General features: G+C 63.5%; 24 protein-coding genes, 1 tRNA gene and 1 other RNA gene. 9 read left to right on the top strand and 17 right to left on the bottom strand.

Annotated elements, in window-relative coordinates; translation table 11 throughout:
* Positions 1–7 precede the first annotated feature (7 nt).
* Positions 8–1,486 carry a glycosyl transferase family protein gene (locus tag WBP07_RS09465; RefSeq protein ID WP_395390762.1) on the bottom strand — a complete coding sequence of 493 codons (1,479 nt, stop codon included), beginning with the start codon at positions 1,484–1,486 and terminating at the stop codon, positions 8–10.
* A 151-nt stretch (positions 1,487–1,637) separates the two neighbouring features.
* Here WBP07_RS09465 and nhaA point away from each other — a divergent pair, with 151 nt between their 5' ends.
* Positions 1,638–2,849 carry a Na+/H+ antiporter NhaA gene (gene nhaA / locus WBP07_RS09470; protein ID WP_395390764.1) on the top strand — a complete coding sequence of 404 codons (1,212 nt, stop codon included), beginning with the start codon at positions 1,638–1,640 and terminating at the stop codon, positions 2,847–2,849.
* 23 nt (positions 2,850–2,872) lie between these two features.
* On the opposite strand, the gene WBP07_RS09475 is transcribed toward nhaA, so the two are convergent.
* Together WBP07_RS09475 and WBP07_RS09480 are read right to left on the bottom strand one after the other, a co-directional pair.
* Positions 2,873–3,301, bottom strand: a complete 429-nt coding sequence (locus WBP07_RS09475) for a VOC family protein (RefSeq protein WP_395390766.1) — start codon at positions 3,299–3,301, stop codon at positions 2,873–2,875.
* Between the two features lie 167 nt (positions 3,302–3,468).
* Positions 3,469–4,230 carry a TorF family putative porin gene (locus WBP07_RS09480; protein WP_395390768.1) on the bottom strand — a complete coding sequence of 254 codons (762 nt, stop codon included), beginning with the start codon at positions 4,228–4,230 and terminating at the stop codon, positions 3,469–3,471.
* 237 nt (positions 4,231–4,467) lie between these two features.
* On the opposite strand from WBP07_RS09480, the gene WBP07_RS09485 reads away from it, so the two are divergent.
* The gene (locus tag WBP07_RS09485; RefSeq protein ID WP_395390771.1) at positions 4,468–5,262 is read left to right on the top strand and encodes a metallophosphoesterase; all 795 of its coding nucleotides are present in this window, start codon (positions 4,468–4,470) and stop codon (positions 5,260–5,262) included.
* Between the two features lie 17 nt (positions 5,263–5,279).
* On the opposite strand, the gene rnpB is transcribed toward WBP07_RS09485, so the two are convergent.
* The 4 genes from rnpB to WBP07_RS09505 all read right to left on the bottom strand — a co-directional run bounded on the left by rnpB (position 5,280) and on the right by WBP07_RS09505 (position 7,626).
* Positions 5,280–5,712, bottom strand: an RNA gene (gene rnpB, locus WBP07_RS09490) — RNase P RNA component class A.
* Positions 5,713–5,721: 9 nt separating this feature from the next.
* On the bottom strand, positions 5,722–6,426 hold the full coding sequence (locus WBP07_RS09495) for an N-acetylmuramoyl-L-alanine amidase (RefSeq protein ID WP_395390774.1): 705 nt from the start codon (positions 6,424–6,426) through the stop codon (positions 5,722–5,724).
* A 16-nt stretch (positions 6,427–6,442) separates the two neighbouring features.
* Positions 6,443–7,099, bottom strand: coding sequence for a histidine phosphotransferase family protein (locus tag WBP07_RS09500; RefSeq protein ID WP_395395764.1), 657 nt, complete (start codon positions 7,097–7,099; stop codon positions 6,443–6,445).
* A 65-nt stretch (positions 7,100–7,164) separates the two neighbouring features.
* Positions 7,165–7,626 (bottom strand): M67 family metallopeptidase, encoded by a 462-nt coding sequence (locus tag WBP07_RS09505; protein ID WP_395390776.1) that lies wholly within the window; start codon positions 7,624–7,626, stop codon positions 7,165–7,167.
* Between the two features lie 18 nt (positions 7,627–7,644).
* Here WBP07_RS09505 and WBP07_RS09510 point away from each other — a divergent pair, with 18 nt between their 5' ends.
* Both WBP07_RS09510 and rpoH read left to right on the top strand, forming a co-directional pair.
* Positions 7,645–8,589, top strand: a complete 945-nt coding sequence (locus tag WBP07_RS09510) for an RluA family pseudouridine synthase (RefSeq protein ID WP_395390777.1) — start codon at positions 7,645–7,647, stop codon at positions 8,587–8,589.
* An 89-nt stretch (positions 8,590–8,678) separates the two neighbouring features.
* Complete coding sequence (gene rpoH, locus WBP07_RS09515) at positions 8,679–9,590, top strand: RNA polymerase sigma factor RpoH (RefSeq protein WP_395390779.1); 912 nt, start codon at positions 8,679–8,681, stop codon at positions 9,588–9,590.
* 255 nt (positions 9,591–9,845) lie between these two features.
* Here the strand turns inward: rpoH and WBP07_RS09520 are convergent, their stop codons facing one another.
* On the bottom strand, positions 9,846–10,880 hold the full coding sequence (locus WBP07_RS09520) for a patatin-like phospholipase family protein (protein WP_395390781.1): 1,035 nt from the start codon (positions 10,878–10,880) through the stop codon (positions 9,846–9,848).
* 89 nt (positions 10,881–10,969) lie between these two features.
* The gene (locus WBP07_RS09525; RefSeq protein WP_395390783.1) at positions 10,970–11,719 is read right to left on the bottom strand and encodes an SDR family oxidoreductase; all 750 of its coding nucleotides are present in this window, start codon (positions 11,717–11,719) and stop codon (positions 10,970–10,972) included.
* Between the two features lie 103 nt (positions 11,720–11,822).
* On the opposite strand from WBP07_RS09525, the gene WBP07_RS09530 reads away from it, so the two are divergent.
* A complete protein-coding gene (locus tag WBP07_RS09530; protein WP_395390785.1) occupies positions 11,823–12,203 on the top strand; it encodes a winged helix-turn-helix transcriptional regulator in 381 nt (126 codons plus the stop codon).
* A gap of 79 nt (positions 12,204–12,282) precedes the next feature.
* Complete coding sequence (mtgA, locus tag WBP07_RS09535; RefSeq protein WP_395390786.1) at positions 12,283–12,951, top strand: monofunctional biosynthetic peptidoglycan transglycosylase; 669 nt, start codon at positions 12,283–12,285, stop codon at positions 12,949–12,951.
* A 68-nt stretch (positions 12,952–13,019) separates the two neighbouring features.
* Here the strand turns inward: mtgA and WBP07_RS09540 are convergent, their stop codons facing one another.
* Both WBP07_RS09540 and WBP07_RS09545 read right to left on the bottom strand, forming a co-directional pair.
* The gene (locus WBP07_RS09540; RefSeq protein WP_395390788.1) at positions 13,020–13,415 is read right to left on the bottom strand and encodes a DUF1801 domain-containing protein; all 396 of its coding nucleotides are present in this window, start codon (positions 13,413–13,415) and stop codon (positions 13,020–13,022) included.
* 130 nt (positions 13,416–13,545) lie between these two features.
* Positions 13,546–16,146, bottom strand: a complete 2,601-nt coding sequence (locus WBP07_RS09545) for a TonB-dependent receptor (RefSeq protein ID WP_395390789.1) — start codon at positions 16,144–16,146, stop codon at positions 13,546–13,548.
* A 491-nt stretch (positions 16,147–16,637) separates the two neighbouring features.
* Between WBP07_RS09545 and WBP07_RS09550 the strand changes: the two genes are divergently transcribed.
* Complete coding sequence (locus tag WBP07_RS09550) at positions 16,638–17,504, top strand: cation diffusion facilitator family transporter (protein WP_395390791.1); 867 nt, start codon at positions 16,638–16,640, stop codon at positions 17,502–17,504.
* Positions 17,505–17,618: 114 nt separating this feature from the next.
* On the top strand, positions 17,619–18,209 hold the full coding sequence (locus tag WBP07_RS09555; protein ID WP_395390792.1) for a nuclear transport factor 2 family protein: 591 nt from the start codon (positions 17,619–17,621) through the stop codon (positions 18,207–18,209).
* Here the strand turns inward: WBP07_RS09555 and WBP07_RS09560 are convergent.
* The 3 genes from WBP07_RS09560 to clpP form a co-directional block, all read right to left on the bottom strand.
* Positions 18,206–18,562 (bottom strand): low molecular weight protein tyrosine phosphatase family protein, encoded by a 357-nt coding sequence (locus tag WBP07_RS09560; RefSeq protein ID WP_395390793.1) that lies wholly within the window; start codon positions 18,560–18,562, stop codon positions 18,206–18,208. The two genes, WBP07_RS09555 and WBP07_RS09560, sit on opposite strands and share 4 nt — an antisense overlap.
* A gap of 96 nt (positions 18,563–18,658) precedes the next feature.
* Positions 18,659–19,921, bottom strand: coding sequence for an ATP-dependent Clp protease ATP-binding subunit ClpX (clpX, locus tag WBP07_RS09565; protein ID WP_395390794.1), 1,263 nt, complete (start codon positions 19,919–19,921; stop codon positions 18,659–18,661).
* A 160-nt stretch (positions 19,922–20,081) separates the two neighbouring features.
* Positions 20,082–20,750 carry an ATP-dependent Clp endopeptidase proteolytic subunit ClpP gene (clpP, locus tag WBP07_RS09570; protein WP_395331556.1) on the bottom strand — a complete coding sequence of 223 codons (669 nt, stop codon included), beginning with the start codon at positions 20,748–20,750 and terminating at the stop codon, positions 20,082–20,084.
* A gap of 249 nt (positions 20,751–20,999) precedes the next feature.
* Here clpP and WBP07_RS09575 point away from each other — a divergent pair, with 249 nt between their 5' ends.
* Positions 21,000–22,505, top strand: coding sequence for a hypothetical protein (locus WBP07_RS09575; RefSeq protein WP_395390795.1), 1,506 nt, complete (start codon positions 21,000–21,002; stop codon positions 22,503–22,505).
* Here the strand turns inward: WBP07_RS09575 and WBP07_RS09580 are convergent.
* The 3 genes from WBP07_RS09580 to WBP07_RS09590 form a co-directional block, all read right to left on the bottom strand.
* Complete coding sequence (locus WBP07_RS09580; protein WP_395390796.1) at positions 22,475–23,092, bottom strand: DJ-1/PfpI family protein; 618 nt, start codon at positions 23,090–23,092, stop codon at positions 22,475–22,477. The genes WBP07_RS09575 and WBP07_RS09580 overlap by 31 nt on opposite strands.
* Before the next feature lie 93 nt (positions 23,093–23,185).
* On the bottom strand, positions 23,186–24,769 hold the full coding sequence (gene tig, locus WBP07_RS09585) for a trigger factor (protein WP_395390797.1): 1,584 nt from the start codon (positions 24,767–24,769) through the stop codon (positions 23,186–23,188).
* A gap of 89 nt (positions 24,770–24,858) precedes the next feature.
* A tRNA-Leu gene (locus tag WBP07_RS09590) sits at positions 24,859–24,943 on the bottom strand.
* Positions 24,944–25,006: the final 63 nt, after the last annotated feature.

The following is a 25,006-nucleotide window of genomic DNA, read 5'->3' on the forward strand; positions in this document are numbered from 1 at the left end:
CCGGACATTACGCGGCCGTCCGCATGGCATCTTGGGTCCTCACGCGCGCACCGGGCAACGGCACGATCGCCCCGGGCGGCGACGTTCCCGCGCAAACAGGCGTTGCCGCCGGATGCGCTTCGTGACGCGTCTTGTCCCAGACGACCTTGCCCCCGGCCAAGGTGCGCAGGTAGCTCATCAAAGCCCGGCGTGCGGCAAGGATCACGACGATATTGGCCACCGGCAACCGCAGCATGGCCCAGAGGCCTTCCATCGCCCCGTACTCACGCGCCGTGAACAGTCCCCGCAAAGCGCAGCGCCAGGCAAGGCTGACCCCGCAGGCGATCAGCATGAACCGCAGGATAGGCGAATGGATCGGCGCGATCTGCCACCCTGAAAGGCGCAATATGGCGAAGAGCCCTTCCACGATGACCAGGAGATAGCTCGCGGCGAGGATGATCGCCGTCAAAGGCCCGCGGCGATCGCGCAATGCCATCCAGACATCCGCCATTCCCGCAGCCATGCCAGCCCTACCATCCAGCCTGCTCCAGCCCAGCCGATCCCACGACTGAAAGGCGATGCCGTGGATCCAGCGCGTCTTCTGGCGCACCGAATCCTCCAGTCGGTCCGGGAAGAAAGCGCGCGTGGCGACGAGTTCGCCCTGTACATCGCGCGCGCGTACGAAGCGGCCCTTGCCCCCTTCCCGCCAGACCAGCACGCCCAGTTCGTAATCCTCGGTCAGGCATTCCGCAGCGAAGGGGCCGTTGCCACCCTCCGCCTGGCGATATGCAGCGATGCGGCCCAACATTTCGCGCGCAAAACCGCAGCCCACGCCGGCTGCCGGCAAGGCCGCGCCCAATGCATCGCGCACGACCAGGGATTTCCCGTGCGCTTCGGCAAATTCGTCGAGATAATGGCCCGCGATCCAGATCGATCGCGGCTGCCGCTCCGGGCGGACCGGCAGCTGGACGAAGTCCGCATCGCTGAGCGCCCGATCGATCACGGTCAATTCGGCCGCATGGACCATGTCCTCCGCATCATGGAGCACGATGCAGCGGAAGGGCGCGCCCCAGCGATCCTCATCCTCGCAAAGCGCCGCGTAGAGACGGTTCAAGCAATCGGCCTTTGTCGTCGGCCCCTGGCGCGAATGTATGACCAGCCGCACGCGTGTGTCGTTCCCTGCCCCCTCCATCGCCGCCGCCAGCGTCGCCGGATCGTTGGCGTAGCAACCGACATACAAACGGAAATCCTGCGCATTCCAGGCAGAAAGGGCATGGCGTACGGTGTGGCCGATCACGCCGTCCTCATGCCAGGCCGCAATGAAGATGGCGATGCGGCCGGTCAGCCGCGCGTTACACGCGTCAGCAGGTAGGCGTGTGCTTCTTGCCTTTCCTGTCAGGCACAGCCACAGCCAGGCGATATCCGCTCCAAGATCGTCGAACGCACCCAGCAGGAGCCAGAATGCAGTAAACAGCAGCAGTTCCTGCTCGACATGCTGCAAACACACCAACGCCCGATCAATTGCCCCTGCTGCCCCCACGTTTTCCCCCGACGCTCACCATTCACCCCCAGCCAGATCTCAGCCTACCCCCAAGATCGTGGCCTTTTGGGAAGCCCGTCGGCTTGCGTCGCCTCCAAGTCTGCCCGAGACAGGACTTATGATTTCGCACCGCAAATACGCCAATGAATTGGCTGTTCGTTTCACAAAGTTAATGAGCAGCGACGCGACCTCGGGAATTTTGCTGATTTTCGTAGCGCTAATGGCGCTTTTCATAGCGAATTCGTCGCTTGGTCATGGTTACCACGAGTTGTTTCATCATCCGCTTGGCTGGCGCCCGGTTGCACGACTCGACACGTTGCATGCGTGGATCAACGACGCGCTGATGGCGGTGTTTTTCTTCGTCGTCGGGCTGGAGATAAAGCGAGAGGTGATCGACGGCGAACTGTCCAGCCCGGCCCGGCGACGGCTTCCCGTGCTGGCGGCGCTGGCCGGCATGGCGGTGCCGGCGTTGATCTATCTCGCCACGGCTGGAACGGCGCTGCCCGCCCAGCGCGGATGGGCCATCCCGGCCGCCACGGACATCGCATTTGCCGTCGGCGTGCTCGCCTTACTGGGCCCGCGCGTCCCGGCCTCGCTTCGCCTGTTCCTGCTGACCGTGGCCATTGTCGACGATCTTGGCGCCGTGGCGGTGATCGCACTGTTCTATACGGCGCGGATCGAACCCGTCTGGGCCGTAACGGCGCTGGGCCTGCTGGTTGCGCTGGTCGCCTGCGGGCGCCTGCGCGTGCCGTTTATGCCGGTCTACCTGCTATTGGGCCTTGGCCTGTGGTTCTGCGTGCTCAACTCGGGAATCCACGCCACGGTGGCCGGCGTTCTGCTGGCTTTCACGATCCCGCTGCGCCCGATGCGCGGCCGGTCGATGCTGTTGAAGCTGGAGCATGGGCTGGCGCCGTGGAACAGCTTCCTGATCGTGCCCCTGTTCGGATTTGCCAATGCCGGCGTCGCGCTGGCAGGCATCGGGCTGGCGGGCGTGCTCGATCCGGTGCCGCTGGGCGTGACGCTGGGACTGTTCCTGGGCAAGCAGATCGGCATCTTTGCCGCCATCCTGCTGGCCGACCGCCTGGGCTTCGCATCCCGGCCGGAGGGTGCAAGCTGGATTCAGCTCTGGGGCATGGCCGTACTGTGCGGGATCGGCTTCACCATGAGCCTGTTCATCGGCGCCCTGGCCTTCCCCGGCGATCCGCATCTGGTGGAGGAAGCCAAGCTGGGCGTCCTGGCAGGTTCGCTGCTCTCATCGCTGCTGGGCTTTGCGATCCTGCGCCTGGCGCCGCAGCCACGGCGCGCAGGGAGAACGGTCGACGCGGCCTGACACCGCGCCGACCGGGTTCCGCCTTACCAGGATCCGGTGTTCGGCATCGAAGCCCAGGGCTCTGCCGGTTCGAGGCGGCCATCCTGCAGCAGTTCCACCGAGATGCCGTCCGGCGTGCGGACGAAAGCCATGTGCCCGTCGCGCGGCGGGCGGTTGATCGTCACGCCGGCATCGGCAAGCGTCTGGCAGGTGGCGTAGATGTCTTCGACCTGGAAGGCGAGGTGACCGAAATTGCGCCCGCCGGTATACTCTTCGAACGAACCGTCCTCGGCCGGCCAGTTGTAGGTCAGCTCGACTTCCGATTCCTCGCCCGGCGCGGCCAGGTAGATCAGCGTGAAACGCCCCTGCTCGCTGGAAAAGCGGCGCGTTTCCTTCACGCCGATCAATTCGAAGAAGGCGATCGTCGCCTCCGGATCGGTCACGCGGATCATGGTGTGGAGATACTTGGTCACGGGATGTCCTTTGGAAGAGGGCGGCGCGCCTTTACGGCGTCTGCCTTAGGCCACGATAGACCAGACCGCGCCCGCCACTCCACCATGTTCTCGCAATCGCAGCGTCGGGACGCGAAAAACCCGCCCGGAATGCTCCGGGCGGGTCCTCCTGCGAACGTATCGTTGGATCAAAACGAAGCGGTCAGCGTGCCGACCACGGCGTCGTTGGTGTAGCTGTCGATGCTGGGTCCGCTGACGCCGATGTAGCTGACGCCGACCGAAAGCGGGCCGTAGACCGTCATCGAAGCGCCGATCGAATAGTCCACGCCGGTCTTGTCGCCATTGCAGTAGTAGCAAGGCGCCAGCACGCCACTGGTGTAGCCCAGGTGGCCCGAAACAGTGACCGGAGTGTTCGGAATGGCTACGTCGACGTTGCCGTAGACGTAGACGTTGTCGTGCTTATAGCCGTCGATGGTGAGCAAACCCTTCTGCTTCCAGGCATAGGCCAGACCCGCCTTCAGCTTCGCCGGGCCAACCGAATAGGCCAGCGATGCGTAAGGCTCCCAGTAGTTCGCATCGCCCACGTGGCCGCTCGGATACACATAGTAGAGCATGCCGGCGTCAAGCGTCAGGCCGTGGCCCAGATCGCCGGTCCAGCCCGCGATAAGGTCCAGTTCCTGATCGCCGTACACGTCGCCGCCATGGATCGAGGACGACCAAGTGCTGACGTAGACGCCGCTCTTGTGCGAAACGGTGATGCCGCCCTGGATGGCCGGATCGCCGTTCGAGAGCGAGACGCCGCGGAAGCGATAATCGGTGGTGAGCGCAACGTTGCCGGTGACGGTGAAGTCCTTGGGAGCGTCTGCTTCATCAGCGAAGGCGGGGGTCGCTGCGAGCGCGGAGCCCGCAAGAAGGGTCGCGGCGATGGCGCCACGGACGGACATAAGCATGGTCATTCCCTCACTAATTCTTCTTGGTGCTTTGTTCCCGCCTGCGCTTTTCGCCGCTTCCTCGTGTCGGGCCAGCGTGCGTCAGCACAATAATGCTGCATCGCACCACGGAGGGGCACAAGGAAAATTTCACAGAAGCAACAATCGGGAAACGAAGTGTGGACTTTTTGTCACTCGCACCTGCAGCAGGCCATGCTTGCCGATACCCCGGGCGCGGCGTATATCTGGCGACATAGAATGCTTGCGAAGCTCAGAAACCTTGTCGCCCGTCCCGCCAGGCAGCGGACGCCCAAGCTCCCGCCGGGACAACGCGTCTATGCCGTGGGGGACATTCATGGCCGGCTCGACCTCTTCGAGGGACTCATCGCCGCGATCGAACGCGACGACGCCAGTCGCGGCGATGCGATCAGCGATGTCATCCTGCTGGGCGATCTCATCGATCGCGGCCCCGCCAGCGCCGGCGTGATCGCCCGCGCGCGGCAGTGGTCGCAGGAGCGCCGGGTGGAATTCATCCAGGGCAATCATGAGGAAATGCTGCTGGTCGCCGCGCGCAAGCTGGACGCGTTCCGCAGCTTCCTGAAGTACGGCGGGCGCGAGACGCTGTTCTCCTATGGCGTCGATCCGGAATTCGCGATGGAAGCCAGCACCGAGGAACTGCAACTGGCGATGCTGGAAGCGATCCCGCAGGACGATTTCGATTTCGTGGACGGCTTCGAGAAGATGCTGCGCATTGGCGACTATCTGTTCGTCCATGCCGGCGTGCGCCCCGACACGCCGCTGGAGCATCAGTTGGGCCACGACTGCCGCTGGATTCGCGAACCGTTCCTGACGCACGACGGCGATTTCGGCGCGGTGGTGGTGCATGGCCATACGATTACCGAGCAGCCGGAAATCCGCGCCAACCGCATCGGCATCGACACCGGCGCCTATGTCCACGGCACGCTGACCGCGATCGGCCTGGAGGGCGAGAATCGCTGGTTCATCCAGGCGCGCGACGATGGCGACGGGATTTCCATCCAGGTCGCCGCCTGACCGATCGTCGAAGGATTCGCACCGGGGAGCCTGTAAGCCGGGTTCTGTACCTGGCGTGGTCTCCCAAACAGAGGGACCTTACGCCGCGGTGGCAGCCATTCCTCTAGGCGGCGCATTGCTGCGCCGCTCAAGCGACCAACCCGGGCTGCCTGGGTCCGAAACGAACCCGCCATTCAAGATGGCGCGCAGCCCCTATTCGGTCTTGCTCCGGGTGGGGTTTGCCATGCCGCTTGCCGTTACCGGTAGCGCGGTGCGCTCTTACCGCACCCTTTCACCCTTACCTTCCGAGTGTTAGCCCGGTTGGCGGTCTGCTCTCTGTGGCACTTTCCCTAAGCTTCGCCGGGCCTGAAAACCCGACTCGCCCGGCGGACGTTATCCGCCACCCTTGTTTCGTGGAGCCCGGACTTTCCTCGCGCGTCCTAGAACGCCCGCGGCTGCCCGGCTCCCCGGTGCGGCGGGTCACCTAGCACGACCGGTGTCGCGCTCCAACAGCAGTTCGAAGAGAATTCCGCCAATTTCGCCGTCGATCACGCCATCGATGATCTCTGGCCGCCAGCGCCGCTGGAAAGCGCTGACCGCAGCGCGCCCATCGGCGATGTCATATCCGAACCGTTCGAGCGCCAGATAGAAGGCGCCGGGATTGTCGTAGAACAGGTTCATCTTGGCTGGCGGGATTTCCAGAGCGAGGCCCAACTGGCCAAGGCGCGCCCAGTCGAAATACTCGCCCGGATCCTGTTTGCGCGCCGGCGCGATGTCCGAATGGGCGACCACGTTTGCGCGCGGAATGTCGTGCCGGTCCATGATGTCCGCCAGTAGGGGCAGCAGCGCGTCCATCTGCGGTTCGGGAAACGGCCGGTAGCCCCACTCGTGCCCGGGATTGACCAGTTCGATCCCGATCGAGGCGGAATTCACGTCGGTCACCCCGCGCCAGTAGGATCGGCCGGCGTGCCACGCCCGCTTGTCTTCCGGCACCAGCGAGGTGACCAGCCCCTCCTCGTCGATCATGTAATGCGCGGAAACTTCCGCCGCCGGATCGCACATGCGCGCCAACGCCTCGTCCGCGCTTTTCATGCCGGTGTAGTGGAGCACCACCATCGACACCGGCAGCTTGCGCTCGTTGCAGTTGGGCGATTGGACGACTTTGTTGACCAGCCAGCGGTTCATCGCCCCATCGGCTCCATCAGATGCCCGGCAACACCGCGCCGAGGACCAGCGCGTCGTCGGCCAAGGCATATTGCAGGCGGCCGCCCAGGCTTTGTGCAAGCTGCTGGATCATCGCCGCCGGCGCAGTGCGGCTGGACAGGTCGCCTTCCGGCAAATCTCCTTCGAGCGCGCGGCCCACGTCCCGGTCGAACGCGATGCGCGGGCCGGCCGCGCGCACCACGATCTCGCTGGTGCCGCAGGTCAGCTGGTCCGGCCGCAGCTCAGCGGCAATGTCCAGCGTGCCGCCACGCGGCAATGCCTCGATCCCGATCAGCGCGAAGTTCAGCAACGTCTTGATCGCCGGCTTCGGCATCACATCGGTGCCCAGCGACCAGTTGACCACGATCCGCGCGTTGTTGGCGATCAGCGCATCGACCAGCGCCCGCGCCTCGCTGACCGGCACCATGTCTCCAAAGCCGCCGGCAGCGCCGAAAGCAAGGCGGAAGAATTTCAGCTTGTCCGCCGAGATCCGCGCGCTCTGGTCGAGAAGTTCGAAGCAGCGCTGCCGCATCTCCGGATCCTTCTCATCCGACAGAAGCTCAAGCCCGTTCGACAGTGCGCCCACCGGGCTCAACATGTCGTGGCACAGGCGCGAACAGAGGAGACTGGCAAGTTCGATCGCGCTGGTGCTCATCTGGGCGTGCTCATTGTCTGCGGAAACTTCCATGCTTTTTCAGGTGGCCACCAGATAGGTGGCGATCAGGATTCGGCAACCCGCGCCGCATCAGCAGAATCTATAGGCGAATCCGGATGATTCCCGCCGATGACATCGCAGATAATTGCGGAAAAACCATTCCCGCTATCTCGCCAGAATGCAACACGCCCGTCGCCAATGATCGCCCAAATCCGCAAATCGCCGGTGGAATGTTCGCAATCCACGTCGGAAGGTACGGGCTGGCCCGTAGGATGCGAATGATAATAGCCCAGAACCTGCGGCCCTCCGCCCCGCGCGGCGCGATGCGCGGCAAGCAGCGCGGCAGGGTCTATCTCGAAATGACGCGTGCGTTCGGGGGCGACATTGGCGGTGGGAACGGCGGTCTCTATCCGCAATCCGCCATCTGACGCCCCGCCCAGCAGCAGCCCGCAGCACTCCTCCGGATAAATACGTGCCGCCTCATCCAGCAAAGCGGTCACAACTGCCCTTGTCACTTCGACATTCATCCCCAAATCGTACAGACAATGGGGGTCATGGAAAACATCATTGAAGGTACGATCGGGGAGGCCGGTGGCCGCCTCGACAAGGCGCTTGCAGAGGCCAGCGGCCTTTCGCGCGAACGGATCAAGGCGCTGATGGGCGAAGGCCGCGTCACGCTTTCGGGAAAGCCCGCCGCACAAGCTTCGCTCAAGGTCGAACCCGGCACGCCTTTCGCCATCGCCGTTCCCGAAGCCATTCCCGCCGAAGCCGCCCCGCAGGACATTCCGCTGAACGTCGTGTTCGAGGACGAATACCTGATCCTGGTCGATAAGCCGCCCGGCCTGGTGGTCCATCCCGCCGCCGGCAATCTGGACGGCACGTTGGTCAATGCCCTGCTCCACCACTGCCGGGGGCAACTTTCGGGCATCGGCGGCGTTGCGCGGCCGGGCATCGTCCACCGCATCGACAAGGATACCTCGGGACTTCTGGTGGTCGCCAAGACCGACCGCGCCCACGAAGGTCTCGCCGCCCAGTTCGCGGACCACTCGATCGAGCGCGCTTATCGGGCGGTCGTCGCCGGAAAACCGATTCCTCTCGCCGGGACTGTAACCGGATCGATCGGCCGTTCGAATACCAACCGAAAGAAGATGGCACTGGTCGAACAAGGCAGGGGCAAACACGCTGTGACTCATTACCGCACGATCGAAGCGCTTAAAAGCGCCGCGCTCGTGGAATGTCGCCTCGAAACGGGAAGAACGCACCAAGTACGCGTTCACATGTCGTCAATCGGGCATTCGCTATTGGGGGATCCAGTCTATGGACGTACACCTTCAGCGATTCGCCCGGTCCTTCAGCGACTCGGATTTCACCGCCAAGCGCTTCACGCAGCGGAACTTGGCTTCGTCCACCCCGTTACTGGGGAGACAGTCCGATTTTCCAGCCCCTTGCCCGACGACATGCGGGCCCTGATCGACGAACTGCGTCAGTGAAATCGGATTAACATGCTATCTTATAAAGGTGGCCCCAAGCTAAGATGCCTGCATAGGGTCTTCGACCGCGGGCCGACCGGAAAGGACGGATGACAGTGAGCACCAAGCAACGCAATCTCCCGGCTGTTCCGACGCTGGGCAGCGAGCAGAGCCTAAATCGCTATCTCTCCGAGATCCGCAAGTTCCCCATACTTGCGCCGGAGCAGGAATACATGCTCGCCAAGCGCTACAAGGAACACGAGGATCCCGAAGCAGCTGCACAGCTGGTAACCAGCCATCTTCGCCTCGTCGCGAAGATCGCGATGGGCTATCGTGGCTATGGCCTGCCCGTTTCCGAACTGATCTCCGAAGGCAACATCGGCCTTATGCAGGGGGTCAAGAAGTTCGAGCCGGATCGGGGCTTCCGCCTTGCCACTTATGCTATGTGGTGGATCAAGGCGTCGATTCAAGAGTTCATTCTGCGCTCGTGGTCGCTTGTGAAGATGGGCACCACCGCGGGCCAGAAGAAGCTGTTCTTCAACTTGCGCCGCATGAAGAAGAACCTCGACGCTTACGAAGACACCGACCTGCATCCGGACGATGTCGCCACGATCGCGACCACGCTCGGCGTGTCGCAGCAGGAAGTGGTGAATATGAACCGGCGCATGATGATGGGCGGCGATGCTTCGCTGAACGTCTCCCTGCGCGAGGAAGGCGAAGGCCAGTGGATGGACATCCTTGCGGATGACCGCCCGCTGCAGGACGAAACCGTGGCCGAGGCCCAGGAATCGACCGTTCGCCACGACATGCTGGTCGAGGCGATGGACTCGCTCAACGATCGTGAGCGCGACATTCTGACCGAACGTCGCCTGACCGACGACCCGAAGACGCTCGAAGAGCTGAGCCAGGTCTACAAGGTCAGCCGCGAGCGCGTACGCCAGATCGAGGTTCGCGCTTTCGAGAAGCTCCAGAAGGCGATGAACCGCATCGCCACGGACAAGAAGCTGGTTCCCGCGCTCTAAACTTCACGGGAATGCTGAAGATTGGCCGGGTCGTCCAACAGGACGGCCCGGCTTTCTTTTTGGCGGAAAGCCCTCGCCCTCGGCGCAATCATATTAGCGCGGACGCAACCGGTCGGCACAACACCCCGTCGCCCCCGCGGAGGCGGGGGCCCCGCTTTCCTTCGCGCTACGCCTCAAGAACAAGCGGGATCCCCGCCTACGCGGGGATGACGGACTAGTTAAGGCACAATAGCGGCGTGTCCGATCCGGAGACCCTCACGCCGGCCCGAACCGCCGCGCCAGGTTCACCGTGCTCCGCTTGCCCAGATGCTCGACGCAAGTCTCGCACCAGTGCATCGCCGCCGCCTCGCCGGCGTCCTGCAACTTGAGCAGCAAGTGCCGCACTGGCAGCAACTTGGTCTGTGCAGGCATCGCCGCCAGCGTCGCTTCGTCGTGGATTTCGTGCAGTCGTAAGCGCTCCACTTGGGCGACCAAGCCGTCCTTCGCCCCTGCTTTCGTCTGCGCCTGCCCGATCGCATGCTGCAGCAGGACTAGCCCCTGCAATTCCTTGCGCATGGACTGGTTGAAACCGATCTCCGTGAGCCGATCGATGATGGCGGCAGCGTTGCGCGGCGTTTCGGAACGAACCTGCGTGTTCACCGTGATGAGCAGGAGATCGTCGTTAGGGCTTTCCTGCACCAGCGGGACCAGGGGTGGATTGGCGCTGTAGCCACCATCCCAATAGTCCTTTCCGTCAATGGTCACCGGCGGAAAATAGAGCGGTAGACAGGCCGAGGCGAGCAGCGCGTCGGTCGATAGATCGGCATTGCGGAACAGGCGCAAGGTCCCGGAACGGGCATTCGTGGCCGAGATGAACAAAAGCGGCGCGTCCTTACTGCGAATCGCATCGAAATCCACGTGGGTTTCGATGACCTTGCGCAATATCTCCTGCATTTCCCGGCCGAGTTCGGGCGAAGCGTGCGTCATGCCCACGTCTCCGAACACGGTCGTCCACCATGAGGAGAGCGCGCGGGAGGTCTGCGGAAACGCCTCCATGATCGGGATCAGCGGGCCCGCCTCGCGTCCCGATCGATTCAATTCCTTCCAGAAGGCGCGCAATCGTTCGCGCGCGCCCTCGCGTCCGCCGGAGACAAGGCCGGAAACCAGCACGGCCGCATTCATGGCGCCGGCGCTCGCACCGCTCAGCGCGCCGGGCATCAGCCGCTCATCCTGAAGCAGCCCATCGAGCACACCCCAGGTAAATGCGCCATGCGCACCCCCGCCCTGCAAGGCGAGGTCGAGTTTATGCATAGGCTTGTCGTTGGAAAACATAAGCATGGCCGCCGATGCTGCGCCGCAACATGGCGGTCATAGCATCGGCGGCCGCGCCGCGCCAGCGATCAGGCGTGGGGAGCGTTCAAGGTGGCGAAAGTCTGCGCATAGCGCCCCTCCGCCTCGGCATTGCGCAGGAAGCCAAGCCGCTGCACGCCAATCAGTTCGGGCGTGGGCACACGGGCGAAAAGATCCATGACCTCGTCGATGAAGTCCTGGAGCGGCATGTAGCCTTCGCGGGTGGACTGGCCAGGCGTGAGTTCGGTCTGCACCGCGGGCGGCGCCAGTTCGATCACCTCTACCTTGCCCGAAAGCGCAAAACGCAGCGAATCGGACCAGGAGTGGATCGCCGCCTTGGTCGCCGAATAGACCGCCGCGCTGACCAACGGCACGAACGCCAGGCCTGAGCTGACATTGACGATCACCGCATCGGGCTGGCCCGACAGATGCTCGACGAAGGCGTCGGTCAGCCGGATGGGGCCAAGCAGGTTGGTCGTCACACAAGCCTCGGCAAGCGTCAGGTCGCGCGGCGCGGAGATGTCCTCCAAGGGCATGATTCCGGCATTGTTGACCAGCACATTGAGCGCCGGAAACTCGGCCAGCACCTGCTTTGCAAACGCCCGGATGGCTTCTGGATCGGAAACGTCGAGGGCCATCGGCACGATGTTCTCCCGCCCCTTCGCTGTCTGCTCAAGGCTGGCGAGCGTGCGGCCGGTCACGATCACGACATTGCCGGCATCGTGCCAGCGCTGCGCCAGTTCGCGGCCGATACCCGACCCGCCACCGGAAAGAAGGATGGTGTTGCCACTGGTCTTCATGGGGAAACTCCTTTGGAAGGAACGTTGCGAAGGCCGTTGTACGGCTATACTCTCTTTTGGAAAGTAGGCACCTGAACGTGCGGTACGCACCCAGAGGTAAGAAATGGAAAATCAGCCCCTCACCCGTCATTCCGATACCCCTGGGGTAGATGCCCTCGTCAACGAACTGATCGGCCGCGTGGCCGACAAGTGGACTTTGCTGATCCTCGAATCGCTGGAAGAGCATGGCGAGCAGCGCTTCACCGCGCTGGCGCGACTCGTGCCGGGCATCAGCCAGAAGATGCTGACACAGACCTTGCGGCAAATGGAGCGCGACGGCTTCGTCCAGCGCACCGTCCACCCCGTGATCCCCCCGCACGTCGATTATCGCCTCACGCCGCTGGGCCACAGCCTGGGCGAGGCGTTCTGCGGCGTATGGCTCTGGGCAGAGGCGCATCTGCGCGACGTTCACGACGCCCGAAATGCCTTCGATGCACGCGACTGATCGCGACCCACTTTTCGGCGGCCAGCAAGCCCGCTAGGCAGCAGGCTCCTTCCTTCCCGAATTCAAGGGCATTCCTAGCTTGCTCCGCCTCACTGCCAAGATCATCGTCTGCTTCGTCGCCATCAGCGTGGGCGTGACCGTGCTTTACCGCTTCGTTCCGCCGCCCGTGACGGTGACGATGCTGGTCGACGGCAACGGCATCACCAAGGACTGGCAGCCCCTGAGTCGGATCGACCGCAACATGGTCGCCGCCGCCATCGCCGGCGAGGATGGCAAGTTCTGCACGCACAATGGCTTCGACACCGACGCCATCGAGAAGGCGTTCGAACGCAATGCCGCAGGCGGCCGCATTCGCGGCGGCTCTACGATCAGCCAGCAGACTGCCAAGAACGTCTTCCTCTGGCAGGGCGATGGCTGGACCCGCTATCTGCGCAAGGGTTTCGAGGTCTGGTTCACTTTCCTGATCGAAAACCTGTGGGACAAACGCCGGATCATGGAAGTCTATCTGAACGTCGCGGAAACCGGGATCGGCACTTACGGCGTGGAAGCGGGTGCGCAGCGCTACTACGGCAAATCGGCAACCAACCTCACCCCGATCGAAGCCGCGCGCATCGCCGCCGCCCTGCCCAGCCCCAAGACCCGCGACGTGAAGAACCCTTCGGGCTTCACCCGCCGCTACGGCAACATCATCGCCGCGCGCATCGGCACCGTGAAGCGCGAAGGCTTCAATTCCTGCGTCTACGATTGAGCTGTTCCGGCCCGTTCGATTCGAACGGCCGGATTCCATGCTGGGGCAATTCCCAAGCTTGAAACCGCTCACTGCGCGCGGGCGGGCTTCTTCTTCGCCAGGTTGAGCGCGACAACCTCGTGCACCAGCGCGGTCAGCGCCGCTTCGTCCACCGCGTCGCCTTCATGGAAATCGATCGCGCGGCGCGTGTTGCCGTCGAGGCTGGCGTTGAACAGGCCGTTCGGATCGGCCAGCGAAGCTCCCTTCGCGAAGGTCAGCTTGACCACGGCCTTGTAGGTCTCGCCCGTAGTCACGATGCCGCCGCGCGACCAGACCGGCACGCCCCGCCACTTCCATTCCTCGATGATTTCGGGATCTGCCCTGAGCACGACCGCCCTTAGACGCGCGAGCAGTTCACCGCGCCAGTCACCCAGCTCCGCAATCCGCGCGTCGATCAGTCGGGACGCTTCATTCGCTTCGGCCATCTTCGCCCCGCTCCCGCGTTCTAGTTCGGCAGTGGAATTACGCGAAAGGCCTTCGTTTCACGCAACAAAAAAGGGGAGAGAACCGAAGTTCTCTCCCCTCCCCTGTTTCGCGTGACGCGATATCGGTCGATCAGAAGCCCACCGAGATGGTGCCGCTGACAGTGCGCGGCGAACCGATGTAGGCATACGGGATCGAAGTCGACGAGGTGTTCGACGAGAAACCGCCGACATAGAGCTTGTCGAACAGGTTGGTGACGTTGAGCTGCAGGAAGGTCTGATCGTTCAGACCCAGGAAGCCCAGCTTCACCTTGGCGTCGAGGTCGACCACGTTGTAGGCCGGGGTCTTGGCGCCATAGACCTGATAGTTCGTGACCGCGCCGTTGAGAGTGTAGCTCGAGGTAATCGCGACGTTCTGGTCGTTCACGTAACGCGGACCGGTGCGCTTGAACTGCGCGCCCAGCATGACCGGACCGACGACGCCCTGAACGCGACCGCCGAACATGTAGGTCGGAGCACCGCCTTCGCGCTTGCCCTTGGTCAGGTAGTAGGTCGGATTGTCGTTGGCATCCACGCCCGACTGGACGTTGTCCATGATCTTCGACTTCAGCACCGAGCCGAACGCATAGAGCGTGACTTCGGGGATCGGCGAGTAGCCGACGCTGCCGTCGAGGCCGTACTTGTGAACCTTGCCAAGGTTACGATAGAGCGTAACGTCGAGCACCGGGTCGTAGGACGAGGCCAGACGGTTGCTGAACCAGGTGTACCAGCCCGAGAGCTGAGCCTGGAACTTGCCGGAGATATAGCGCGTGCCGACATCGACGTTGTCGGTGGTTTCCGGCTTCGGCAGGGCCTGGCCCGAGGTGAAGCCCAGCGACTGGTACAGGTTGTCCGTGCCCGGAACCTGCATGCCCTTGGTGTAGTTGGCATAGACGCTCAGGTTGTCGATCACCGAGAAGTTCACGCCGGCGGTCGGCAGGATCTTGTGGAAGTGATACGTGCGCTTCGTCGGACCAACGGCACCCGGCGTAGCAGCGAGGAAGGCCGCCTGCGAAACGGTGTCGTTGAAGCAGTCGACATAGGCGCCGCCGGCCTCGGTCACGCACTTGTTGTCCAGCTTACGCGTGAACCAGGGCGAACGGACGCCAAGGTTGACGGTCAGGCGCTTGTCGAGGAATTCACCGCGATATTCACCCGAAACCTGGTTCAGCATCGCGATCGACTTGCGATTGCGCTTCTGGATCGGATCGCCCGACGCATCGAGGATCGGATTGTCTTCAGGGAAGTATTCCGAGGTCAGGCCGTTCTGGCGCACGAAAGCGGCTTCGCCGGTCTGACGGTGACGACCGTAGTCGAGCGAGTAGTTCAGACGGAAGGTCTGACCATCGATCGGGTTCCAGATCAGGTTGGCGATGACGCCGAAGCGGTTGGTCTTGGTCTCGCTGGGCGCGTAGACGGTCACGCTGTCGAGCGTGTCGCCGTCGCCATTGAGATCGACGCCACCGAAGTAGGGCTTGCCGCCGATGTAGCCGTAGATCGGGGTGGTGATGGCAGCGTTCGCGCCGCTCGCCTTGCGGGTATAGGTGCCTTCATAGCCGGTAACCGCGCCGGTACCGCCATTGGCCTTGGTGTACTGGTAGCTCGGATCAACCGTCAGCGTAAGCTTGTCCGTCAGCCCGAAACGCGAGTTGACGCGGATGTTGCCGGTGTTCGACGGGTTGTAGCTCTCGTCATAACGAGTGCCGCAAGTGTTCGGCGAATCGACGACGCCGGCACGTGCCGCGGAAACCTGGCAAGCGGCGAGCGTGTAGTCGCGCTCATCCTTGGTGGTCGGGAAGCGGTTGGTCGAACCCGAGCCGACGACGCGGTCGGTGGTCGTCAGGGTCTGGTTCGGCGAGGTGCCGCTTACCGCGAAGATCGAGCTGTCGGTACGCAGCGGAACCGACGAGAAGTTGCGGTTGCGGTTGACGTTGTAGTTACCGGCGATCGAGATGAAGTCGCCGTTATCGCCGATCGGCTGGTAGATCTTGGCGTTGAACTGGTTCTTGTTGATGTCGCTCGAACGCTGGAACGGGTTCTCGTTCTCGGAGTGGCTGGCCGCGAAGAACGCGCGGGTGCCGATGCCGGTGAACACGCCGGTGTCGACCACGCCGAACATGCGGAAGTAGCCGTACTCACCGATCGAACCGCGCATGTTGACGTGGAAGTCTTCGGTGGGGTTGCGCGTGCGGTAGTTCACCGTCGAACCCGAAGCCGCAGCGGTCGGGCTGTCGACGTCGGTGGTGCCCAGGTTCACGTTGATCTGTTCGATCAGTTCGGAATCGAGCTGCTGGTTCGAATACTGTGCATAGTTGCCGGTGTCGTTCAGCGGAATACCGTCGAACGTCAGCGAAATGCGGCTTCCGTCGAAACCGCGGATGTTCAGCGTGCCGCCCGACGAACCGTAGGGATCGTTGTTCTGGAAGCTGACGCCGGGAACCAGGTTGACCAGCTCGTGCACCGACTGGCCGGCGCGCTGGTTGGCGATCATGTCCTGGGTGATGACCTGCTTGGTCTTCGTCGAATCGGGCAGCTGAATGCCGCTGATGCCGCGCTGGACATTGCCGGTTACGACGATGGCGCCTTCTTCGAACTGGGTCGAACCGGTCGACTGCGCGAATGCGGGCATTGCGAGGAACGCAGCGCCGACAGCCAGCGTGCTGGTCGCCGTGGAGAGAACGGAGTGAAGTTTCATCTTAGCCCCCTGGAGCCTTCAGAGTGGGTTGTTGCATTGATTGCAGAAGGGTTTGCCCCTGCCGCAGACTTTGCTGCGGCTGCTAAGAGCAGCGCAATATGACAAGTCTCTGACGCACGGGATTCATTTCTGCCAACTCACGCGTAATTTTTCTGCGACATTGCGCAATGTTCCGTCTTCTAAACGCTTTTTTCGCAGATTCCCGTGAGTTAAGGGAAATCCACGTTGTGTGCGGTGCGGCAAAAATGTCACGCGAGAGCGCCTGCCACCTTTCCGTTTCAAGGGTGCATTGCACCATCCATCGCTCCGAAAGTGCATGACATGTTACGACATAGCTTGCTGCTTCCGCGGCGATCATGTCAGACACCGCGTCCATGGGCGTCGCACACCAGCATCATGGCCACGATCACGGCCACCACCATCACGGCCACCATCACGGCCACCATCACGGCCATCATCATGGTCACCATCATCACGCCGTACCTGGCAATGTGGGCAGGGCATTCGCGCTTGCGGTAGGCCTGAACCTCGCCTTCGTCATTGCCGAGGTTGCCGCGGGCTTCATCAGCGACTCGATGGCCCTGCTCGCCGACGCCGGGCACAACCTGTCGGACGTGCTTTCGCTCATGCTTGCCTGGGCGGCCAGCGTGCTTGCCTCGCGCCCGCCGACCGAACGATTCACGTACGGACTAAAGAGTTCCTCGATCCTTGCCGCGATCGCTAATGCGGCGCTGCTCTGGGTGGCGATCGGCGCAATCCTGGTCGAGACGATCCGCCGTTTTGCGGAACCCGCGCCGGTCACCGGCACGACGATGATCGTGGTCGCCGCGCTGGGCATCGCGGTCAACGCGCTGTCGGCGATGCTCTTCGCCAAGGGCAGCAAGGACGACCTCAACTTGCGCGCCGCTTTCGTGCACCTGATGGCCGATGCGGCGGTCTCCGCAGGCGTCGTAATTGCCGGCATCGTGATCGTGTGGACGGGCTGGGCGATGGTCGATCCGCTGGCCTCGCTGATCATCACCGCCGTCATCGCCTGGTCCAGTTGGAGCCTGCTGCGGGAATCACTGCGCATGGGCATGATGGCCGTGCCCGAAAGCATCGATATCGCCGCCGTGCGCCGGTTCCTTGAAGATCGACCCGGCGTCGCGCGCGTGCATGACCTCCACGTCTGGCCGATGAGCACGACCGAAACCGCCCTCACCGCGCACCTGGTGATGCCGCAAGGCCAGCCGGGCGACGCCTTCCTGCACGACCTTGCCCATGACCTTGAGCACAACTTCAAGATCGGCCATCCGACCATCCAGATCGAAACCGAAGACGACGCGGTATGTGCGCTGGAGAGCGAAGCGGTGGTCTGAACCGGTGGCCCACCGGGCAATCGCCGCGACAATAAGGTACAATAATCCCGATTGCGACATACCGGGCGGTGTCTAGGACTCACTGTTATCACTGACTGGATGGACAAATCCGCGATGACACGTCGACTTCCCGCCCGCCTCTTCCTGACCGCCGCACTGGGCTGCGCCCTGCTGCCCGGCGCCGCGCTTGCCGACACCAAGAGCGACCTTGAAGCGCGCTACGCCGCCCTCAAGACCGCGATGGACACGCGCGAGCCGGACGATATCAAGCCTTTCCTGACGCCCGACTTCAAGCGCACCGATCTGGGCGGCAATTCGATGACCGCTGACGAGATGATCGACCGCCTCGCCAACATCCCGGTCGACCCAAGCCGCAAGTCGACCAACACGATCGTCTCGTTGACCGTCAATGGCCAGACCGCCGAGGTCGAACAGCGGCAGGAAGCTTCCGGCAACCGTCAGGACCGCGATGGCCAGAGCCATGTCTTCGCGATGAGCGAGCTTTCGCACGACACCTGGGTTCAGGGCGACAAGGGCTGGTTGCTCAAATCCACCGAGACCGAGCAGATGACCATCTCCCGTGATGGGCAGGTTGTGCGCACGATGAAGAAGGGCGATCCGATGCCGCCGCGTGGATTCGGCGGTGGCCGTGGCGGCGGCGATCGCATGGGCCCGCCTCCCCCGCCGCCTTCGGACGGAAATTAAGCCTCCTGTCCGCCCCGGCTTGCCGGCCGGGGCGGCAGATGCCGCGCCATGCGGGTTTCCAGCAGGCGCACCAGTTCCGGATTCATGAATTCATAATCGTCCGGGATATCCAGACAGACCATCCGCTGGCCATTCAGATGCCGGCGAAACTTGCGCTGCACTTTGGTGCGATGTGCCTTTTCCATGACGACGATCACGTCCGACCATGCCACCAGTTCGCCGGTCAGCGGCTCTATGGCATCGACATTGGTGCCGGCGGAGGCCACTTCGATGTCGCCCCGCTGGGAAAAGATCTGCTCGGCAGTAGGGCTGCGCAGCTTGTTCTGGCTGCAAACGAAGAGATAGCGCTTCATCGCCCCGAGGAAGCATATCCGGCGAAGGCCGGCAACGAAAAGGGCCCGCCCGGAAGATCCGGACGGGCCCTTTTCGGTTTTGGCTTCGGCGCGGACTTAGGCCGCAGCTTCCGCCTTGTCGCCCTTGAGCACGCGGACGGGTTCCTTGCGGCCCTCCACAACGTCCTTGTCGACGACGACTTCGGCGATATCGCCTTCGGTCGGCAGGTCGAACATGGTGTCGAGCAGCAGCCCTTCCACGATCGAGCGCAGGCCGCGCGCGCCGGTCTTGCGGTCGATGGCCTTCTGAGCGATCGCCTCAAGCGCCTCGTCCGTGAAGGTCAGTTCGACGTCTTCCAGCTCGAACAGCTTGGCGTACTGCTTGATCAGCGCGTTCTTCGGTTCGCGCAGAATCTTGACCAGCGCCTCGATGTCGAGGTCGTTGAGCGTCGCGATCACCGGCAGACGGCCGACGAATTCGGGGATCAGGCCGAACTTGAGCAGATCTTCCGGCTCCGCCTTCTGGAGCAGTTCGCCCACGCGGCGCTTGTCCGGATCGGCGACATGCGCGCCGAAGCCGATCGAACGCTTCTGGAGGCGGTCGGCAATGATCTTTTCAAGACCTGCGAAGGCGCCGCCGCAGATGAACAGGATGTTGGTCGTGTCCACCTGCAGGAATTCCTGCTGCGGGTGCTTGCGGCCGCCCTGCGGCGGAACCGAAGCGGTGGTGCCTTCCATCAGCTTCAGCAGCGCCTGCTGCACGCCTTCGCCCGACACGTCGCGCGTGATCGACGGATTCTCGGCCTTGCGGCTGATCTTGTCGATCTCGTCGATGTAGACGATGCCGTGCTGCGCCTTCTCGACGTTGTAGTCGGAAGCCTGGAGCAGCTTGAGGATGATGTTCTCAACGTCCTCGCCCACGTAACCGGCTTCGGTCAGCGTAGTGGCGTCGGCCATGGTGAAGGGCACGTCGAACGTCTTGGCGAGCGTCTGCGCGAGCAGCGTCTTGCCCGAACCGGTGGGGCCCACCAGCAGGATGTTCGACTTCGACAGTTCCACATCGCCCTGCTTGCCGCTGTGCTTCAGGCGCTTGTAGTGGTTGTGCACCGCTACCGACAACACGCGCTTCGCGCGGTCTTGCCCGATCACGTAGTCGTTCAGCGTCTCGCAAATGTCGCGGGGAGACGGCACGCCGCCGTCCTTCTTGCCCGCAATCCCGGCCTTGGTTTCTTCGCGAATGATGTCGTTGCAAAGCTCGACACATTCGTCGCAGATGAACACCGTGGGGCCCGCGATCAGCTTGCGCACTTCGTGCTGCGACTTGCCGCAGAAGCTGCAGTACAGGGTGCTTTTCGCGTCAGATCCGCTCAATTTCGTCATTTTCCGTCTTTAGGCCATTTCCAGGCGACTCGTCGAGTCTACCTTGGACGGGGCCGGTTTTGCAATCCTAGCCCGATATGGGTACCCCGATAACCGTTGCAAAGAACTGAAGGTCGATACCCGCAAGCACCGACCTTCACTCATGCTCAGGCCGCCGTACTCAGGCTTCTGCCGGCTTGTCGGCGTCGGGCCGCGTTTCGAAGACCTTGTCGACGAGGCCGAACGCCAGCGCTTCCTCGGCTTCGAGGAAGGTGTCGCGGTCCATCGCCTTCTCGATCTCGTCGAGCGACTTGCCGGTGTACTTAACATAGAGATCGTTCAGGCGCTTGCGCATCCGCAGGATCTCGCGCGCCTGGATCTCGATGTCCGAAGCCATGCCGCGTGCGCCGCCCGAGGGCTGGTGCACCATGATGCGGGCGTTCGGCAGCGCGATGCGCATGCCCGGCTCACCGGCGGCGAGCAGGAAGCTGCCCATCGAGGCGGCCTGGCCGATGCACACGGTCGAAACGCGCGGCTTGATGTACTGCATGGTGTCGTGGATCGCCATGCCGGCCGTCACCACGCCGCCCGGCGAGTTGATGTACATCGAGATGTCCTTCGACGGATTTTCCGATTCGAGGAACAGGAGCTGCGCGACGATCAGCGAGGCCATGTGGTCCTCGACTTCGCCGGTGATGAAAACGATACGCTCGCGCAGCAGGCGCGAGTAGATGTCGAAGCTGCGCTCACCACGGCTGGTCTGCTCGACGACCATCGGCACCAGTGCGCCGGTAACGGGGTCGGTAGTGAACTTTCCTTGGGCGCCCGAGGCGCCAAACAGGTCGAGCATGGGAGTCCTCTTCTGGTTTGGACCGCCTATGTCGCGTGCCCCTGCCCGATGTTCAAGGGCTTTAACCCTTCATTCGATGCGGGACACACAACTATCGGGGGGCAATTGACCTTCACAGCGCAACTTGTGCCGGTTCCGACCGAATGCGTGGAGACATCGCTCACCCTTTCGTTGCCCTTTCTCCATAATTCGGTCATCCCTTGGCCGGATAAGGAAAATCCCAGTCGCCGGCTTCGGGGGGAGCCCAGCATGTCCAAGAAGTTTCAAGTGGGCACGATCGTGCTCGCGGCCATCGCGCTCGCGATGGCGATCGCCTGGGCGTGCCTGAACCGCGGCCCCTGGTACGACGAGTTCTACACGCAATACGTCACGCGCGCCGACCTCGGCTGGGGCCAGGCGCTGGGCGGGAGCTGGCTGCCGGACAATCATCCACCGCTCTACTACGCCCTCGCCCGCGCGACTGCCTGGATGGGCGCGGTCGAGACTCACCGGCTGCTGAACCTTGCCATCGGCGTGCTCACCCTGATCGGCGGCGCCGTCGTGGTGCGCGATGTGCCGCGCCTGTTGCCGGCAAGCGCCGCGCTGCTGCTGATGCTGGCGGGCAACCAATGGTCGGTTATGAGCGGCAGCGAGCTACGCTCCTACTTCCTCTCGCTCTGCGCGGGGACGCTGCTCGCACTGTCGCTGAGCGCGCTGTCGCTGACTTGCGAAGGCGGCTCCCGCGCGCGGCGAGCGGTCTATGCCATCACCGTATTGGTGGCTTTCAACACCCATATCGTGACCACCCTGATCGCAGGAGCGCTGATCGCGCCCTTCCTGCTGGCAGGGCTGGTGCGGCGCGACTGGACTTATGCCCGGGCGATCGGGACGGCACCGGTGCTCGCCGGCACCATCTTCGTCGCCATCTGCCTGATCCAGCTGCCGCACTGGCAAGCCAACACCCAAAAGTTCTGGATAGAGTCCGGCTTCGCCACGGCCCGCTGGTCCATCGAATATGCGCTGTTGCGCACGCTCGAAGCCAATCCGCTGGTGCTGGCAGGTGCGCTGCTGGGCGTCGCCCTGATGGGCCGCGATCTCATGCGGACGCGCTCTGCCTGCGCCGGCGTGAGCACTCTGGCGCTATTGGCAAGCGGCGTGGTGCTCGGGCTGGCCATCCTGGTCACGCTACACCTGCTGCGCCCGATGCTGATCGAGAAGTACCTCACCGCGATGGTCGGCGCGGTGAGCGTGGGCATCGCGCTGGCCTGCGGGCGCCTGCTTCGCGGACTGGGGCCGCGCGCGACCGCGCTGTTCCTGGCGGTGGGGCTGCCCCTCTCGATCTGGGGACTGGTGCTGAACACCGGAACGGCGGCGGCGCGCTATTCCTGGTACGGGACGGCGCGCTTCATCGCCAGGCAAGTGGAGGACTGTCCCGGCACGCTGGTCCATGTCGACCGCTTCTGGAACGGCGACGTGATGGCGATGCCGCCGGCGGACAACCTTGCCGTCGGCCCCTGGGCCTATCGCGAGGTTGCCGGACGGTTCGGCTTTCCGCTGGAGCCGGAAGGGTCGCGCAGGTTGGCGCAGAGCTGCCCGACCCTGTTCTGGGCGGAGCACGATTCGCTCCAGCGGTTCGACCGGGCCATGATCCTCGCCCACTTGCGGGCCAGCGGCTTTGCGGTGGACGCTATCGAAGTCCACCGAATCGGAGACGGCTGGGTGGCGGAGGCGGCGCCCAATGGCGCTCAGGCCACAGGCACCGCCGGTTCCAGATAGGGCGCCACCGCCCCCACGGCCCGCGCCACATACTCCGTCTTCTCGCCCACCGGGGCGACGTAGTGCAGCGCCTGTTCGGCATCGTGCAGCGAACTGCCGCGCGCAATCATCCACGCGGCGAGGTATTGCGAGGCAAGGCAGCCGCCGGCGGTCGCCACATTGCCATGGGCCACGAAAGGCGCGTCGATCACGGTGACGCCGGCCTCGATCACCCAGGGCTTCGTCGTCAGGTCGGTGCAGGCCGGCAAGTCGCCGATCAGCCCCAGTTTCGCGAGCAGCAGCGTTCCGGAGCACTGCGCCCCGATCAACTGCCGCGTGGGGTCCAGCCTGATCCGCGCCAGAAGATCCGCATCGGCGGCAATCTCACGCGTCAGGATACCGCTGCCGATCAGCACCGCATCGGCCTCCTGCGCGAATTCCAGCGGTTTTTGCCGCTCCACCGTCACCCCGTTCATGGATGTGACCCGCGCGCTTGGCGACGTGATGTGGGCCGCCCATCCCTGCGGCTTCATGCGATTGAGGATGGCCGCCGCAACGAACGAATCCAGTTCGTTGAACCCTTCGAAGGTAAGAACGGCAATCTGCATGATGGTCTCCTGCTGAAAATGGGCCCGAAACGAAAACGGCCCGGTGCATCGCTGCACCGGGCCGTTTCGTGACGGTCTGTCCGATGGAAGCGGTCAGTCTTCCTTCTTGGCGGCAGCCTTCTTGGCCGGAGCCTTCTTGGCGGGCTTGGCTTCGGCGTCAGCCTCGGCAGCCTCGTCCTTCTTGGCAGCGGCCTTCTTGGCCGGAGCCTTCTTCGGCTTTTCCTCGGCAGCGGCTTCGGCAGAAGCGTCAGCGGCCGGGGCTTCCTCGGCAGCTTCGTCCTTCTTGGCGGCAGCCTTCTTGGCCGGGGCCTTCTTGGCGGCCGGCTTCTTGGCTTCCGTCGCCTTCTCGCCGTCGGTGTCGGCTTCGATGGCGGCCTGCAGTTCGTCGCGGGTCACTTCACGCTCGGTGACGTCAGCCTTCTCGATGAGGAAGTCGACGACCTTGTCTTCGTAAAGCGGCGCGCGGAGCTGGGCAGCCATCATCGGGTCCTGGCGGACGTATTCCATGAAGCGCTGGCGGTCTTCCGGACGATACTGCTGCGCAGCCTGCGCAACCAGCATCTGCATTTCCTGCGCGGTCACTTCGACGCCGTTGGTCTGGCCGATTTCCGACAGGAGCAGGCCAAGGCGCACGCGGCGCTCGGCGATCTTGCGGTAGTCGTCCTTCTCGGCTTCGATCTCGGCCAGAGCGGCGGCGGGATCTTCTTCCTGCGCGGCTTCCTGGGTCAGCTGCTGCCAGATCTGCGAGAATTCGGCTTCCACCATGGTCGGCGGCACGTCGAAGTCATGACCGGCGGCAAGCTGGTCGAGCAGCTGGCGCTTCATCGCGGTGCGGGTCAGGCCGGCAGTTTCCTGCTCCAGCTGGCCCTTCAGCAGGCCCTGGAGCTGCTCAAGGCTCTCAAGACCCAGTTCCTTCGCGAAGTCGTCGTCCAGCTTCGATTCGGCCGGGGCCTTCACTTCGTGCACGACGATGTCGAAGGTGGTTTCCTTGCCGGCGAGGTTCGCGGCCGGGTAATCCTCCGGGAAGGTCACCGTGATGGTGCGCTCGTCGCCAGCCTTGGCGCCGCCCAGCTGCTCTTCGAAGCCGGGGATGAAGCGGCCTGCGCCGATCACGAGCGGGGCCTTCTCGGCCTTGCCGCCGTCGAACTCGACGCCGTCCAGCTTGCCGGTGAAGTCGATGATCAGCTGGTCGCCGTCGGCGGCCGCGCCGTCCTTGGTTTCGAAACGCTGCTGCTGCGAGGCAATGCGCTCAACCGCTTCGGTCACGGCGTCTTCCGAAACCGGCACGATCAGCTTTTCAAGCTTCAGACCGTCGATGGCGGGCGCTTCGATGACGGGGAGAACTTCCAGGCTGACGGTCAGCTCGGCGTCCTTGCCCTGCTCGTACCCTTCGCCCAGGGCGACGTCGGGGTTCATGGCCGGACGCAGCGCGTGGTCGGTAACCAGCTTGTCCATGGCTTCGCGGATGGTGGCGTTCAGCGCGTCCTGGTGGATCGCTTCGCCGTGCATCTTCTTGACCAGGTTGGCGGGAACCTTGCCGGCGCGGAAGCCGGGCATCTTTACCTGCGGGGCGATCTTCTTGATTTCGCCTTCGACGCGCTCGGTGATGGTCGTGGCGGGAATGGTCACCGTGTAGGCGCGCTTGAGGCCCTCGTTGGTGGTTTCGACGATCTGCATTTCAAATGCCTTCCTGTGCAATTCAACGGGCCCATGCGACGAGCCTACGGGCCGATTCTCGCGGCTCCCCTCCCCCGGGGCGACGAGACTGGTGCGGGCGAAGGGACTCGAACCCCCACATCTTTCGATACTGGTACCTAAAACCAGCGCGTCTACCAGTTCCGCCACGCCCGCATGGATGAAAGCCAGAAACTCAAGGAACGTGCCCTTATAAGGACACGCGGGAAAGGGCAAGTG

This window comes from Novosphingobium oxfordense (assembly GCF_044029435.1).
Lineage (GTDB): Bacteria > Pseudomonadota > Alphaproteobacteria > Sphingomonadales > Sphingomonadaceae > Novosphingobium.